The 14,595-nt window shown below is 72.0% G+C and carries 13 protein-coding genes; 5 read left to right on the top strand and 8 right to left on the bottom strand.

Features of this window, described 5'->3' with window-relative positions:
• Positions 1 to 95: 95 nt before the first annotated feature.
• Positions 96 to 743, bottom strand: coding sequence for a response regulator transcription factor (locus HD593_RS33185; RefSeq protein WP_185105897.1), 648 nt, complete (start codon positions 741 to 743; stop codon positions 96 to 98).
• Positions 740 to 2,260, bottom strand: coding sequence for a sensor histidine kinase (locus HD593_RS33180; RefSeq protein ID WP_185105896.1), 1,521 nt, complete (start codon positions 2,258 to 2,260; stop codon positions 740 to 742). The genes HD593_RS33185 and HD593_RS33180 overlap by 4 nt, the downstream gene beginning before the upstream one ends.
• A 143-nt stretch (positions 2,261 to 2,403) precedes the next feature.
• Between HD593_RS33180 and HD593_RS33175 the strand changes: the two genes are divergently transcribed.
• Both HD593_RS33175 and HD593_RS33170 read left to right on the top strand, forming a co-directional pair.
• Positions 2,404 to 2,967 (top strand): ClpP family protease, encoded by a 564-nt coding sequence (locus tag HD593_RS33175; RefSeq protein WP_185105895.1) that lies wholly within the window; start codon positions 2,404 to 2,406, stop codon positions 2,965 to 2,967.
• Position 2,968: 1 nt separating this feature from the next.
• Positions 2,969 to 3,586, top strand: coding sequence for an ATP-dependent Clp protease proteolytic subunit (locus HD593_RS33170; RefSeq protein ID WP_185105894.1), 618 nt, complete (start codon positions 2,969 to 2,971; stop codon positions 3,584 to 3,586).
• Positions 3,587 to 3,936: 350 nt separating this feature from the next.
• Here HD593_RS33170 and HD593_RS33165 read toward each other — a convergent pair whose 3' ends face one another.
• A complete protein-coding gene (locus HD593_RS33165) occupies positions 3,937 to 5,508 on the bottom strand; it encodes a pectate lyase family protein (RefSeq protein WP_185105893.1) in 1,572 nt (523 codons plus the stop codon).
• Positions 5,509 to 5,944: 436 nt separating this feature from the next.
• On the opposite strand from HD593_RS33165, the gene HD593_RS33160 reads away from it, so the two are divergent.
• Positions 5,945 to 6,421: a hypothetical protein gene (locus tag HD593_RS33160; protein WP_185105892.1), complete on the top strand. Its 477-nt coding sequence runs from the start codon at positions 5,945 to 5,947 to the stop codon at positions 6,419 to 6,421.
• 89 nt (positions 6,422 to 6,510) lie between these two features.
• Here the strand turns inward: HD593_RS33160 and HD593_RS33155 are convergent, their stop codons facing one another.
• Entirely contained in the window at positions 6,511 to 7,392 is an 882-nt protein-coding gene (locus tag HD593_RS33155) for an MFS transporter (RefSeq protein ID WP_185105891.1), read from the bottom strand.
• On the opposite strand from HD593_RS33155, the gene HD593_RS33150 reads away from it, so the two are divergent.
• On the top strand, positions 7,378 to 8,037 hold the full coding sequence (locus HD593_RS33150; protein WP_185105890.1) for a M56 family metallopeptidase: 660 nt from the start codon (positions 7,378 to 7,380) through the stop codon (positions 8,035 to 8,037). The genes HD593_RS33155 and HD593_RS33150 overlap by 15 nt on opposite strands.
• Before the next feature lie 45 nt (positions 8,038 to 8,082).
• Here HD593_RS33150 and HD593_RS33145 read toward each other — a convergent pair whose 3' ends face one another.
• The 3 genes from HD593_RS33145 to HD593_RS33135 form a co-directional block, all read right to left on the bottom strand.
• Complete coding sequence (locus tag HD593_RS33145) at positions 8,083 to 8,847, bottom strand: SDR family oxidoreductase (RefSeq protein ID WP_185105889.1); 765 nt, start codon at positions 8,845 to 8,847, stop codon at positions 8,083 to 8,085.
• Between the two features lie 272 nt (positions 8,848 to 9,119).
• Positions 9,120 to 9,575, bottom strand: coding sequence for a hypothetical protein (locus HD593_RS33140; protein ID WP_185105888.1), 456 nt, complete (start codon positions 9,573 to 9,575; stop codon positions 9,120 to 9,122).
• Between the two features lie 4 nt (positions 9,576 to 9,579).
• Positions 9,580 to 10,359 (bottom strand): hypothetical protein, encoded by a 780-nt coding sequence (locus HD593_RS33135; protein ID WP_185105887.1) that lies wholly within the window; start codon positions 10,357 to 10,359, stop codon positions 9,580 to 9,582.
• Positions 10,360 to 10,813: 454 nt separating this feature from the next.
• Here HD593_RS33135 and HD593_RS33130 point away from each other — a divergent pair, with 454 nt between their 5' ends.
• Positions 10,814 to 11,044, top strand: coding sequence for a hypothetical protein (locus tag HD593_RS33130; RefSeq protein WP_221525119.1), 231 nt, complete (start codon positions 10,814 to 10,816; stop codon positions 11,042 to 11,044).
• Positions 11,045 to 11,310: 266 nt separating this feature from the next.
• Here the strand turns inward: HD593_RS33130 and HD593_RS33125 are convergent, their stop codons facing one another.
• Positions 11,311 to 14,484, bottom strand: coding sequence for an AfsR/SARP family transcriptional regulator (locus HD593_RS33125; protein ID WP_246546832.1), 3,174 nt, complete (start codon positions 14,482 to 14,484; stop codon positions 11,311 to 11,313).
• Between the last annotated feature and the right edge of the window lie 111 nt (positions 14,485 to 14,595).

Raw genomic sequence — 14,595 nt, 5'->3', positions numbered from 1 at the left:
CCGGCTAGAGGTGTGAGCCCCCTTGCCCGGCTCTCTCTCGCGCCGGCTCGCGGGGCGCTTTCACCCCGCGGGGCGCCTTCACCCGCGGGGATCCTCTAGCCGGTGGGGGAGACGAAGCCGGACTCGTAGGCGGCGATCACCGCCTGGGTGCGGTCGCGCGCGCCCAGCTTGGCGAGCACGTTGCCCACGTGCGTCTTGACCGTCTCCGGGCTGACGACCAGCGCGGCGGCGATCTCGGGGTTGGACAGGCCCCTGGTCATCAGCCGCAGCACGTCGCCCTCGCGGCCGGTCAGCCGGTCGATGCCGGGCACCCGTACGGAGGGGCGGCCCGGGCGGCCCGCCAGGGCCCGGATCGCGGCGGGGAACAGCAGCGACTCGCCCGTCGCGACCAGCCGGACGGCCTGCACCAGGTCGTCCGGCCTGGTGCGTTTGAGCAGGAAGCCGCTGGCGCCCGCGCGCAGGGCGTCGTAGACGTGGTCGTCGTTCTCGAACGTGGTCACCACCAGGACCTTGGGCGGGTCGTCCAGGGCGAGCAGGCGCTCGGTGGCGCGGATGCCGTCGAGGGCGGGCATGCGGACGTCCATCAGCACGACATCGGGGCGCTCTCTGCGCACCACGGGCAGCACCGCGGCGCCGTCGGCGGCCTCGCCGACCACCTCCAGGTCCGGCTCGCTGTCGAGGATGATGCGCAGGCCGGTGCGGATGAGGTCCTCGTCGTCGGCGATCACCACTCTGAGCGTCATGGGGACGACCGTAGCGGGAGGCGGGCCGAGACCCGCCATCCGGTGTCGGTGGGGCCGGCCTCCAGCTCGCCGCGCAGCAGCCGGACGCGCTCGTGCATCCCGGCCACCCCCCTGCCGCCGGTGCGGGTCCGCTCCCGCCCGCGCGCCCGCGCGTCTCTCGAGCCCGTACGGTCGCCCGTACCCCTGGGGCCGCCGTTGGCGACCTCCAGGCGCAGGTCGTCACCCTCGACGGCGGCGGTCAGGCGGACGGGGCCGGTGCCGTGCTTGATCGCGTTCGTAAGGGCCTCCTGGAGGATGCGGTACGCCTCGCGGGAGACGACGGCGGGCACGCCGGCCAGGTCGCCCACCTCCTGCCGCACCGGCGCCCCGGAGGCGGCGACCAGGGCATCGAGGTCGGCCAGCGTCGCCTGCGGGGCGAGGGCAGCCCGGCTGGCCCGGCCGACGCGATCCGCGCGATCCGCGCGATCCGCGCGATCGGCACGGTCGGCGCGGTCGGCGAAGACGCGCCCGGTGCTTCCGGGTGAGTCGTGGCTACGACCGCTGCCAACGCCGCTGCCAGGGCTGTCACTGCCGCCGCCACCGCCGCCGCTGCGGTCGCTGCCGCTGTCGGCCTGGCTGCTGTCGGCCTGGCTGCTGTCGGCGCTGCCGCTGTTGCCGCGGCTGCGGTCGTGGCCATCGCGGTCACCCCGGTTGGTCCGCTCGTCGCGCTCGTCGCGGTCGTCACGCAGGACGCCCAGGACGTGGTCCAGGTCCTCCAGCGCGGTGCGGGCCGACTGCTCGATCGCGGCGAGTGCGGTCCTGGCCGTGGCGGGGTCGCGGTCGAGGACCCGGGCGGCCGCGGCGGCCTGGAGGGTGACGACGCTGAGCGCGTGGCCGACCGAGTCGTGCAGCTCGCGGGCCAGCCGGTTCCGTTCGGCCAGCGTACGGGCGTGCTCCTCGGCGGCGGCCAGCCGTTCGGCGGGGGTGGGGCCGAGCAGGACGGGAGCGAGCCGCGCCAGCAGCTCACCCGCGCCGGCGGCCATGGCGACCAGCGCCGCCAGCAGCGCGAGCCCGCCCGCCGCCCACGCCACGGCGTTCCACCCGGGGGTGACGAGGAAGCCGAGCACCGGCGTGGACCGCCCCGTGACCGGCAGCACGAGCGTGAACATCGTGAACGGCACGATCGCCAGCGTGAACCCGCTGGCCACGCCGCCGACGGCCAGATGCAACGTGAACCAGGCGGCCGTCCGCCGCCGCTCCTGCCAGGACCGCCCGGCCTGCCGCGGCGGCGTCACCACCCGCGCCCCGAGCAGCCCCTGCGCCGCGTTCACCGACAGCCCGCGCACCGGCAGGAACAGCCCGGTCACGGCCACCACGGGCAGCACTGCGGCGAACACCCCGACCTGGGCGGGCAGCAGCAGGTTGGCCGACTCGCCGTGCACCAGGCCGGAGATCAGCACGCCGACCATCATGTACGGCATCAGCAGCGCCCCGCCCAGGACGAGGCACGCCCACCGGCGGGGAAGGGTCCTTCTCACATCCGCGATTGTATGTCGATGGAAATTCGCTGTCGGAGTAATGCGCTTTAAGAGAAATGCGCCGCCAGCGAAAACTTTCTTTGTTTCACGCGGCCCGGACTAGCGTTTTCGCAGAAAGGCACGCATGGAAAGGAGCGCCCGTCATGACGGAGACCCAGCGCGCAGCCTGGCCTGACCAGCTCAGCCAGCGCCTGCTCAAGGAGCGGATCGTCGTTCTCGGTCAGGAGGTCGACGACGAGATTTGCAACCGGCTCTGCGGGGAGTTGCTTTTGCTTGCGGCCGAGGACCCGCGGCGCGACATAACGCTTTACATCAATTCACCGGGCGGCTCCGTGCAGGCCGGGCTGGCGCTCTACGACATGATGCAGTTCATTCCGTGCGACGTGCAGACGGTGGCGATGGGCTTCGCCGCGTCGATGGGCCAGGTGCTGCTCACGGCCGGGACGAAGGGCAAGCGGTACGCCCTGCCCAACGCCCGCATCGTGATGCACCAGCCGCTCGGCGGCATCGGAGGCTCGGCCACCGACATCCAGATCCAGGCCGAGAACATGCTCTACACCAAGCGGCGGATGGCCGAGATCATCGCCCACCACACGGGCCAGCCGCTGGAGCGCATCCAGGCCGACTCCGACCGCGACCGCTGGTTCACGGCGCAGGAGGCCCTGGAGTACGGGATCGTCGACCACATCGCCGAAGGGATGAACTGACATGAGCGGTCGTTACGTGCTGCCCTCGTTCAGCGAACGCACCTCGTACGGCATGAGGGAGATGAATCCCTACAACAAGCTGTTCGAGGACCGCGTGGTGTTCCTGGCGGCGCCGATCGACGACACCGTCGCCAACGACGTGATGGCGCAGATCCTGACGCTGGAGTCGCTCGATCCCGACCAGGACATCAGCCTCTACATCAACTCGCCGGGCGGGTCGTTCACCGCGATGACGGCCATCTACGACACGATGCAGTACGTCCGCCCGGAGATCCACACCGTCTGCATCGGCGAGGCGGCCTCGGCGGCGGCGGTCCTGCTGGCGGCCGGCACGCCCGGCAAGCGCGCAGCCCTGCCGCACGCGCGGGTGCTGCTGCACCAGCCGCACACCGAGGGCGGGCGCGGCCAGGGCAGCGACCTGGAGATCCACGCCAGGGAGATCCTGCGGATGCGCGACCAGCAGGAGGAGATCCTCGCCCGGCACACCGGCAGGGGAGTGCTGGAGATCAGGAAGGACATCGAGCGGGATCGCATCTTCACGGCGGAGCAGGCCCGGACGTACGGGCTGGTCGACGACATCTACGCCTCCAGGAAGCGGACACCGGCGGCGGCCCGCTGACTGCCCCTCGACCGTACGTACGGGGCCCCGGCTCTGCTCCGGGCCTGCCGGACCAGCGGACGGTCCCGTCGGCGGGCGGGGCAGCGGGCCAGCGAGCCGGTGCGCCGGTGGGTCGGTGGGTCGGTGGCCAGCAGGCGGGCTGGCGGGCCGGCGGTCAGAGGGTCAGCGAGCCCGACAGGGCAGCGGACGGGCGGGCCGGTCAGGGGGCGGGCCGGCGGTCGGTGGGCTGGCGGGCGGACTCGTCGGCTGGCTGGTTGGCCGGCGAGGCGGCGCTTTGTTCGCGAGGAGCCGGGGCGGGAGGCCGCCGGACTGGCAGCCTCCCGCCCCGGCGCCTGAGGACGAGCCGGGCGCTAGCCGGCGTAGGTCTCGAACTCGGCGACCTTCGGCGTGCCCGTCGAGCCGGTGATCCTGAAGGTGATCTTGCTCAGCGAGGCCGGGGTGAAGGTGATGGTGCCCGCCCCGGTGCCCGACTTCAGCACGGCTCCGGTGCCGGCGTTGAGGAGCTGCCAGGCGCCGATGCCACCCTCGGAGCCCGGCGCCTCACGGATGACGACCCTGGAGACCGTCGTGGCGGAGCCCCACTTGATCGAGATGTCGCCGGTCGAGCCCGCCGGCGACCAGTAGGTGCTCAGGTTGCCGTCCCGCACGTTGCCGTAGCTCGTCCCGCTGGCCTTGCTGGAGCCGTCGGAGCCGGCGCCGAGGCTGAGGTTGGGCCCGCCGGGCGTGGGGGTGACGGTCGGCGTCACGGTGGGGGTGACGGTGGGGGTGACGGTGGGGGTGACGGTGGGAGTGGCTGTCGGCGTCTGCGGTGTGCAGTTGCCGTTCGACTCCTGCAGCCCCTTGTTGGCGCCGGCCGTCTGCCGGACGATGTCCGGCACGCAGCTCGCCCCGTCGAGCGTGTACGAGTACGGAACGCTCACCGTGGTGTTGGACCGCGGGTCGGGCCCGGCCGGGTTGTTGTCGCTGCCCGGGGCGGACCAGGTCACGTTGTCGAAGATGTTGCCGGCGACCTGCCAGTAGCCGGGCTCGCTGGTGTAGAAGGTGCCCAGGACGTCCTTGGAGTCCTTGAAGTAGTTGTTCTCCACCTTGGCGCGGCCCCCGGCGCGGGAGTTGATGCCTGATTCGTTGAGGTTCGTGTAGGAGTTGTTGTAGATGTGCGCGACGCCGCCGCGCAGCAGGGGTGTGCGGGAGTCGAGGTTCTCGTACAGGTTGTGGTGGAAGGTGACGTAACCGTTGGAGAGGTCGCTCTCGCTGGATCCGATGAGCCCGCCCCGGCCGGAGTTGCGCAGGATGCTGTAGGACAGGGTCACGTACTGGGTGTTGTCCTTCATGTCGAACAGGCCGTCGAAGCCCTCCGACTCCCCGCCCGAGGCCTCCAGGGTGACGTGATCGACCCAAACGTTGCGGACGTCGCTCTCCATGCCGATGGCGTCACCGCCGTTGGACGTGGGCGAGCCCGACTTCTTGACGTTGCGGACGGTCACGTTGCGGATGATGATGTTGCTGGCCTCGCGGATGTGGATGCCCAGCTGGTCGAAGACGGCCCCGCCGCCGACCCCGATGATCGTGACGTTGCTGATCTGCTTGAGTTCGATCACGCCGGCGGCGGTGTTGCAGCTCTCGCCCGACACCTTGGCGGTGTTGCCGTGGTTGATGGTCCCCTCGACCTCGATGGTGATCGGGGTGCTGCTGCTGGCCCGGCCGCACAGCGCCGCGTGGATCGCGGTCCCCGTGGTGGCCCGTACCGTCTGCCCGCCCGCACCGCCGGTCGTCCCGCCGTTGCCGGTCGCGTAGCCGGTGGCGCTGCCTGCCGCCGCCGACGCCTGCGTCACCGGCAGGGCCACGGCGACCGCGCCGACCGCGGCCGCGGTGGCCACCGCGGCCAGCACCGCGTGGAGTCGGGACGCGACTGCTCGTCTCATTCCTGGTTCACCTGCTCCTTCGAACAACGGATGGCGTACTGCTCCGCACGGTCGCTGCCGCCACGACCCTCCAGCGCTCTGGACCTCCCTCGGCGCACGCACCGCCCGGGTGAGCGGACACGTCCGTGCCGGCGGACAGCGACACCGTAGGAAAGCGCTTTCCCGATGTCAACGAGCCATGAAACTTTCATTTCACCGCCTCGATGAGGGCGAAGAGCAGGCGCTGCGCGGGAGGCACGAGCCGCCGCCGCGCCTGCACTCCGGGCCGGCGCCGTGGTGCGGAAGCGGCACGGGAGCGGTGTCCGGGGCCGCCGGTAGGATCCAGGTCACGTTCGTTCGTGTCACAGCGTGCCGTGCTGTCCGGTCCCATGGGTGTGACACCGTCGACGGCAAGGAGTGCACCGTTGAGCTCTCGCGGAACCGGCCCGGACGCCTGATGCAAGCGTTGCTGCACACGGTGGCGGCCGGTGCAGGCTGCGTGCTGGCGCTCGCCCCGGCCCTGCTGCCCTCAGGGCGGGCCGGCAGGAGGTGGCCGCACGTCGTCATGGCGTTCGGCATGGCGGCCGGGCACCTGGGCGGGCCATTTCTCGCCGCCGGGGTGCTCGTGCTGCTGGCCGCCGGCTGGATCTGCGGCTCGCCCGCCCGCCGCGCGGAGATCGGTCACCACCTCCAGGACTTCGTGATCATGTCCGTCCTGCTGGTGCTGGCGGCGCTCGGCGGCACCCCGTCCGGGCACTCGCACGGAGGCGGGTCGCTGGCCTCGGTGGCCCTGATCATCGGGCTGGGCTGGACCTGCGCCCGGCTCATCAGCGTCTGTCCGGGACGGAGCGGCGATCGGGCGACGCTCGGCAGGGACGCGTGCTCGGCCGGCATGGCCGCCAGCATGGCGTTCATGGCCGCGCTGGCCCTCTGACCCCGACGGGCGCCCGCCCGCCTCGCGGCGTGATGACGCACAGGCGCGCGCCACCATGACGGACGGGCGGGCGCGCCTTGGGGTCTGCCTCACGCCCCCTGTGTCGCGGGCCGCATCCGGAACGCGACGGCCAGCGCCAGGACGGTGACCGCGGCCATGGCCAGGAAGACGTCCGAGTAGGCGGCGCCCGCGTGGCCGGCGTACAGGGGGTTCACGGCGTCACCGCCGCTCTGCTGCCGCGCGGTCACCAGCACCCCGAACAGGGCGGGCCCGGTGCCGGCGCCTAGGAACTGCGCTCCCTGAAGGATCCCGATCCCCGCCCCGGCCTGCCCGTCCGGCAGCGCGCCCGCCGCGGCGCTGATCAGCGGCGTCAGGACGAAGATGAACCCGACGCTCAACCCGAAGATCCCCGCCCCCGCCGGGACCACCGAGCCGCCGCCCGTGAAGGTGGACAGGAACAGGGCGAACACCCCGACGACCGCGAGGCCCGCGAGCACCAGGGGCCGGGTGCCGATGCGGTCGGCCAGGCGGCCGATCAGCGGCGAGACGAGGGCGACGGCGATCCCGGCCGGGATCATGACCAGGGCGCCCGCCCCAGGGGTGAGGCCGTTGACGTCCACGACCAGCAGCGGCACGAACACCAGCCCGCCGAGGTTGACCACCATGGCCAGGAACGCGACGGCGACCGCGCTCCGGTAGGCCCGGTTGGCGAACAGCGCGGGCGGTACGAACGGGTGCGCGACCCGTACCGTACGCCACCCGAACAGCGCGACGGCCACGACCGCCACCACCAGGCTGCCCCAGCACGAGGGCGCCGCCAGGCCGGCGACCTGCGCCTGCGTGATCCCGAACAGCGCCAGCCCGGCCCCGAGCCCCAGCAGCACGCCGCCGGTCAGGTCGAACCTCGCCTCGCCCGCTTCTGCGCCGACGCGGCGCGCGGGAGCCTGCCTGCGGGGATGACGGCGGGGCACGTGCTCGCGATCGCCTTCGGGGCAGGGCTGGCGGTGTGGACGCTGGGCGCGTTCGCGGTGACCTGCCGGGCGCTGGCGGGGCTGCGGCGGCGGCAGCGCATGCTGCTCGGGCTGGTGGCCCGGCAGGACCCGGCGGTGCGGGAGGCGCTGGTCGTCGAGCATCCCGCGGTGGCCGCGTACTGCGTGCCGGGCAGGCGGGCGGCGATCGTGGTCAGCACCGGCACGCTCGGCCTGCTGCGCGCCGGCGAACTGGCCGCCGTGCTCGCCCACGAGCGCGCCCACGTCGCGGAACGGCACGACCTGGCGCTGCTGCCGTTCACCGTGCTGGAGCGGGCGTTCCCGTGGAGCCGGGCGGCGCGGGTGATGCGGCGGCGGGTGGCGGCGCTGGTGGAGATGCGCGCCGACGACCGGGCCGCCCGCCTGCACGGCCGCGCCGGCCTCGCGTCGGCGTTGCGCCGCTTCCGCGCCTGCGACCGGCTGCCCGCCCCCGCGGGCACGCTGGGCGGGGCCGACGGGGACATCGACGCCCGCCTCGACCGGCTCGCCACCCCGGCCACGGCCTCGCTCCCGCTGCGCGTCCTGCTGCTGTCGATCGCGGTCACCGTGGTCAGCACGCCGCTGAGCCTGTTCCTGCTGCCCATGTGACGCTCGGCGGTTTCCGGGCACCCGCACCGCTCGACCCGGGCAGGCCTACTTCCCGTGCGGGTCGGCGGCGTTGAGCGTCGCGACGACCTGGTCGTAGTCGCCGCGCGCCTCGCCGTACCGCAGGAACTTCACCCGCTCGACCTGGATCTCCTTCGCGTCCGGCCGGGACTCCAGCAGCGCGACGGCCTCCGCCACGAACTCCTCCAGCGGCATCGCGAACTCGCTCGTCTCCTGCCCGGGCAGCAGCGCGGTCCGGACGGACGGCGGCTCCAGCTCCACGACCTTCACACTGGTGCCGGCGAGCTGCAGCCGGATCGACTCGCTGAGCATGTGGATCGCCGCCTTGGAGGCGTTGTAACTCGGCGTCGCCTTGAGCGGCGCGAACGCCAGCCCCGAGGAGACGGTGACGATCGTGGAGTCCGGCTGCGCCTGCAGGTGCTCGACGAACGCGGCGATGAGCCGGATCGGGCCGAGCACGTTCGTCGTCACCACGTCCTCGGCGGAGGCCAGGAACGACTCGGGCCGGCGCCAGTCCTCGACGCGCATGATGCCGGCCATGGTGATCAGCACGTTCAGGCCGGGGTGCCGGGCCAGCACCTGCTTGGCGGCGGCGCCGATGCTCGCCGCGTCCGTCGTGTCGATCTGCACGGTGTCGATGCCGGGGTTCTCGGCGGCGATCTTCTCCAGCAGTTCGGTACGGCGGCCGCCGATGATGACGGTGTTGCCCCTGGACTGGAGGGCCAGGGCGAGCGCGAGACCGATGCCGCTGGTGGCGCCGGGGATGAAGACGGTGTTACCGGAAATGTTCATGTATCGAGAGTGGCGCGTCCGGCGGCGCTGTTGCAGAGAGCGGTTGTCGGGGGATCGCCGATCCCCCGATACCGCGGCTGAACTCCGCTGACCAGGTGCCTGCCATGGCCCTGACCTCCTGTTTTTCCTCTGGTGGATGGGATGGCTCTTGTGGGGGAGACCGCGGGTCGCCGACAGGTCCCTCAGGGAGGCCGTGCGGGGTACCAGAGCGGCGCTGGCCTCCGCCGCCGCGTGTGCCACCTCGGGCAGTTCGGCGGTGTAGAGGTCGGAGGTCATGGCGAGACTGGAGTGCCGCAGCATCGCGGAGGTGATCCCGCGGGTAGGTTCACCAGGGCAGCGGCGTTGAAGGTGACCAGGTGTTCGCGCATGGCGTCGGCCAGCACGCTCCTGATCGTGGCCTTGATGCGGTGTTTGGTCACCGGCCCGGTCGGGCGTTTGCCGCGTACCGATGCGCGGATCTCGGGGTCGTCGGACCGGCGGGCGGCGAGGATCTCGGCGTTCTTCTCCTCGATGCCGGAGAAGACCCGTTCGATGGTGGGCACGAAGATGCGGTCCAGCGGGACCTCGTCGAGGACTGCGCCGAAGTGCACGTCATGGTGGGTGATGTAGTGGGTCGGCGTGGACTTGCAGACGTCCTTGAGCCGCCGTCGGCGCTCCACCCACCTGCTCCAGTGCTCGCCGAAGGTCAGCGACCGCAGCGGTTGGCCAGTCTGGAACTTGCGCCGCACCTCGTCATGGTCCGGCAGGGGCGCCTTCTTCCGGTGCGCCGCTTTGATCATGGCGAGGGACACCCTGGTGCCGCAGTCCGATGCGGGCGGCCAGGCTTTCCAGGTAGTCGATCCGGTCGTGCGGTTTCCGGTCGGCGATCTCCTGCAGTCGGCGGTTGATCTCGGCGACGACGTCGTCGGCAGGGTGCGGGATGCCGCGGGCGTAGGAGTCGATGACCGGGACGGCGGCCTGGAGCATCCCGGTGCGGACCAGGAGGTCGGCGAAGTGGTAGATGAGGTCCGGGACCACCCTGGCCGGGGTGCCGGGGATCCTCGTGGTGAACAGGTCGCGCAGTCGCAGGAGGTCGGGCACCCTGCTGGAGCGCTCGCGGATGTCCTGGGTAGGCGGGGTCAGGTCGTGGCCGGTGCCCATGGCTTGCAGGGTGTGGTGCAGGGTGTCGTAGGCGGTGGTGGCGTGCTGCCAGGAGGTCGGGTCGAGCCAGAAGGTGATGGCGTGCCGGGCGGTGCCGGCGTCGATCTTGCGTGCGGTCAGGAAGTCCTCGTAAGCGGTGCGGCTGTCGTCGCTGGACAGGCGGTGGCGCAGGCGGGCCCAGGCGAGCAGGTACTGGGCGTACTGGTGGGTGGCGTTACGGCCCTCGCGGGTGATGGTCCGGGTGAGGTCGTGCAGGTCGCGTCCCTCGCCGCTTTCGGGTGGGAGTGGGAGTTCTTCCAGGGGGATGCCGAAGACGCGGGCCATGGCGATGGCTTCGTCGACGCCGATGGTGCGGCGGTTGCCGTCGGGCACGTGGTGACGCTCACCCCAACCCCCTTCCACGGGACACTGCATGGACGCCGTCATGGCGGTCACACCTGCCAAGGAGACGCCGCATCTCGCGCGCTCGAGCGCTGCGCGCCCACCAACCAGCCGCAGCCGCTTGGACCGGCCGCCCCGCGGCCCGGTGCTGTGCTGGAGGTCATGGCTACATGATCGCTGCGGTGGATACTCGTTCTCGCCCTGCTCATGTTATGAAGAAACTTCAGTCCCATCTGTCTCACCTGAGCCTGGCGTAGAGGGACGCGCACCTGCTCAGTACCGTCGGCTGACGAGGCGGCGGGTGGTGCGGACGCATATCGCCGCTACCCCGTTCGCACGCCGCCCGTCGTCTGTCATCGGTCAGCGGTCATCCCGCCGCATTGGTCACGTCAGGACTTGACTCTCAGAAACGCTCGATTCCCGGAGAAGATCACCGGAGGGCGTGGTGATCACGGACGACATGCTGCACACCGTGCTGCGCCGCAGAGCCGCCGGGGAACGTGTCCACGACATCCGTAAGGACCTGATCATCCCCACCGGGAAACGCAAGGGCGGCAACCCTTCGCCGGCCAGCATCTACCGGGCGCTCGCCGGGTACGAAAAGTCGCAGGCCTACCCCGAGTCGGCCGAGGCGGCACGCGCCGAGTTCGCAGAGCTGCGCCTGGCCACCGGCTGAACACATCCCGCGTCGGCCAGGAGGTAAGGCGGTCCATGCCCCGGGCATCGGCGCCTGCCCGGCTTGGTCCACCGGTCACAGGTCAGCGTTTCGCTGGTCAGCCAAATCTGTTGGATGTTCGGCGAATACTCCGGTCACCCCGAGGGTTGGCGGTGCACTGCGGAGCCGCTGCTGGGCCGTCTCCCCGGGCTCGGCCGGGCCTGCGGGCACTCCTGCACGGCGCAGGTGGGTTCGTGCCGCTGTACGCCGCCGGTGCAGGTGCCGCCTCAGTGTGCGTGACCTGCGCAGGAACATGGGCCCGTCACGGATTGCGCCTCGCCTGCGACGCCGTTGGTCTGCCCATAGATTTCGGCGGGGTTGAGCGTGAGGCCTCGGGCGAACCCGGCGGTGAACGCTTGTTCGCCGATGGCGGCCCGGATCGTGGCGGTGATCCGATCGACGTCGCCGCGTTCGGCGCGCGGTAGCGGAGCGCCCACCGAGTCCCGGCAGGCGGACGCCGCGCCGAGCAGTGCGGCCGCCTGCTCATGCCGCCCGTTGAGAGCATGCGCTCCTGCCAGCCCCTCGATGGCCAGAGCGACCGCGCGCAGGTCGCCGTTGCGGCGTGCGATGGCCAGGCTCTCCAGGTGCAGAGCCAGGGCGGCCGCGGCGTTGCCGCGCTGTTCGGCGGTGAAGCCGAGCTCGGCCGAGATCAGTGCGGAACCGGACGCGGGCGACAGCCTGTCGTAGCGGCCCTGCACGCTGCGCAGCAGCTGCTCGGCGAGCTCGAAGTTGGCCTCACGGCGTGCCACCAGCGCCAGCCCGAGTTCGGCGTGCAGCTCCCCGTACACGTAGCCTTGTTCTGCGGCCAGGCGGCGGGCCCGCTCGTGGAACTCCCTGGAGCGGGCGTGATGCCCGGTGAGCAGGGCGATGTGGCCCAGGCCAATCAGGCGGTCGGCCACGCTGGGCCACAGGCCCAGCTCCTCGGCCAGCCGGAGCCCGTCGCCGTGCAACCGCTCAGCGCGTTCGTAGTCACCCTTGACCTCGGCTAGGGAGGCGAGCGGTTGGACGGTCTGCAGGTGTCCCCATCGGTCACCGAGGCCGCGGAAGAGCTCCAGGCTCTGGCCGCCGAAGTCGCCCGCTTCGGCCAGGTTTCCCCGGAGCATCGCCTGACCGGCCCGGATCGCGAGCGCCGCGGCGATCCCCCAGCGGTCGTCGAGAGCCCGGAATTCCTTCAGCGCCTGCCTCATGGCGTTCTCGCTGTCCGTCAGGTCGCCGCCGGGCGCGTACTGGATGAACCCGCGCAACCAGGCCGCCAGCGCTCGTACCGCCGGATCGCCGGGAGTCTCCCGCGGTACGGGCGTTACCTGGACGCGGACGCCGGTCAGTGACACGAAGCCGGAGTGCCAGACCTCCGCCTTGGCTCGGGCGTTGGTTGATTCGCCGCCTGTGATGGCCAGGGCCTTGCCCAGCGACAGCCGCGCCTCGGTGTAGCGGCCGCGCAGGAACCAATACCACGCCTGGGCGTTGACCAGCCAGAGCGCGTGCTCGGTGGCGCCGGCATCGAGCGCGAAGTCCAGCGCCGCCCGCAGGTTGGCGGCCTCGGCGTCCAGGCGTTCGAGCCAGATTCGCTGGTCATGGCCGCGCAGGTGCAGTTCGGCCCGTTCGGCGAACGCGGTGTAGTAGCGCAGATGCCTGTGCCGGACCGCCGCCGTCTCCCCCGCCTCGGTCAGACGCTCGAGGCCGTAGGCGGTCACGGATTCCAGCAGCCGATACCTTGGCGCGGTGCTCACCAGCGAGGCGTCCACCAGGCCGGCAAGCGCCTCCAGCACCTGCCCGGCCTCGACGCCATCTCCCGCGCACACCGTCTCGGCGGCCTCCAGCGTGCAGCCGTCCGCATGCACGGCGAGCCGTCGGAGCACGGCGCGTTCGGTCCCGGTCAGCTGTGCCCAGCTCCAGTCGATCATCACCCGAAGGGTGCGTTGCTGGGGCGGGGCACCCCGGTGACCGGTGCTCAGCACCGCGAAGCGGTCGTCGAGCCGGCGGGCCAGCTCCCGTACGTCGAGCGTCCGAAGGCGCGTGGCAGCCAGTTCAAGGGCCAGAGGCAGCCCGTCGAGCCGGCGGCACACCTCTGCGACGGTCCCGGCGATACTGGCATCGAGGGCGAGCCCGGGGACCGCCGCGGCCGCCCGCTCGGCGAAGAGTTCCATGGCGCTGTCCTCGTCCAGTGGCGGCACGTGCCACAGCACCTCCCCGGCGAGCCCCAGCGACCGGCGGCTGGTCGTCAGGATGCTCAGTCCGGGATCGGTCTTGAGCAGCAGCTCCGCCAGCTCGGCCGTCGGCCCGATCACATGCTCGCAGTTGTCCAGGACCAGCAGCAGACGGCGGCCGCGCAGCGCGTCGGCGAGCCGTTGCGGGGCGCTGATCGGGCCGGCCTTCGCGTCGTCCCGGACGCCGAGCGCGGCCAGCGCGGCCTCGGCCACGTCGTCGCAGGAACTGGATCCGGAGTCTGAGTTGGATCCGGAGTCGGAGCCGGAGCGCGCCGCGAGCTCGACCAGGCACGCACCGTCCGGGAACGTGCCGGCCAGCCGGTGCATCACCTCCAGCGCCAGGCGGGTCTTGCCGACGCCGCCCGGCCCCGTGAGCGTGACCAGCCGGAAGGACTGAAGCCGCGACACCACGTCGGCCAGCGCGCCGGCCCGCCCGATGAGCCCGGTGAGCGGTACCGGCAGGCTGGTGCGAGGCTCCGGCAGGGCCGGCGCCGATGGGGGCCGCAGGAGCTCCTGGTAGGCGGCCGCGAGCTCGGGCCCGGGGTCCACCCCGAGCTCGTCGGCCAGCCGGCGGCGTACGTGGTGGTAGGCCTGCAGCGCCTCGTGCTGCCTACCGGCCCGGGCGAGGGCACGCAGGTGCAGCGCTTGGAGGCGTTCCCGCAGGGGGTGCCGGGCGGTCAGGTCACCGAGCTCGCCTGCCAGGAGGGCGAGGTCGTCGGCCTGCTCACCGGCTTCGAGCCGCGCATCGGCACGGGCCTCCAGCGCGGCCAGCCGTAACTCCTCCAGCCGCCGGATCGGCGAACGGACGAACCCCAAGTCACGGAACTCGGCGAACGCCGGCCCCCGCCACAGCGCCAGGGCCTCGGCCAGCACGGCGGATCGCGCCACCATGTCCGTGACCGCCGCGGCCCGCCCCACCAAGGCGGCGAACCGGCCCATGTCCACCGCGTCCGCATCGACGCACAACGCGTACCCCGGCGCGCGGGTCTCCACCAGCCGGCCGCTGCCCGGCTCGGAGTTCTCCAGCACGCGGCGCAGCCGAGAGACCTTCGTGTGCAGGGCCGCCGATGGATTGGCGGGCAGATCGTCTCCCCACAGGATCTCGATCAGGCGGTCGGTCGCCACCGGCCGGCCCTCGCTGAGGAGCAGCGCGACGAGCAACACCCGGACCTTCGCCTCACGTACCTCTGCCAAGGTACCGTCAGCCGCTCGCAGCTCCAGCGAGCCCAAGACCCCGAAACGCACAACGCCACGCTAATGCAAGAACTGCAACCGTCGGCCAGCGAGTCTCTCCAGGCGCCGACC

This window comes from Nonomuraea rubra (assembly GCF_014207985.1).
Classification (GTDB): Bacteria; Actinomycetota; Actinomycetes; order Streptosporangiales; family Streptosporangiaceae; genus Nonomuraea; species Nonomuraea rubra.
The sequence above is the reverse complement of the archived record's forward strand: the minus strand, read 5'-3'. Positions and strand labels throughout refer to the sequence as shown.

Bases quoted from the DNA above. Each gene is read 5' to 3' on its own strand.
- HD593_RS33160 (WP_185105892.1), top strand. From the start codon at position 5,945: ATGCAAGCGTTGCTGCACACGGTGGCGGCCGGTGCAGGCTGCGTGCTG.
- HD593_RS33185 (WP_185105897.1), bottom strand. From the start codon at position 743: ATGACGCTCAGAGTGGTGATCGCCGACGACGAGGACCTCATCCGCACC.
- HD593_RS33170 (WP_185105894.1), top strand. From the start codon at position 2,969: ATGAGCGGTCGTTACGTGCTGCCCTCGTTCAGCGAACGCACCTCGTAC.
- HD593_RS33145 (WP_185105889.1), bottom strand. From the start codon at position 8,847: ATGAACATTTCCGGTAACACCGTCTTCATCCCCGGCGCCACCAGCGGC.
- HD593_RS33175 (WP_185105895.1), top strand. From the start codon at position 2,404: ATGACGGAGACCCAGCGCGCAGCCTGGCCTGACCAGCTCAGCCAGCGC.
- HD593_RS33165 (WP_185105893.1), bottom strand. From the start codon at position 5,508: ATGAGACGAGCAGTCGCGTCCCGACTCCACGCGGTGCTGGCCGCGGTG.
- HD593_RS33150 (WP_185105890.1), top strand. From the start codon at position 7,378: ATGACGGCGGGGCACGTGCTCGCGATCGCCTTCGGGGCAGGGCTGGCG.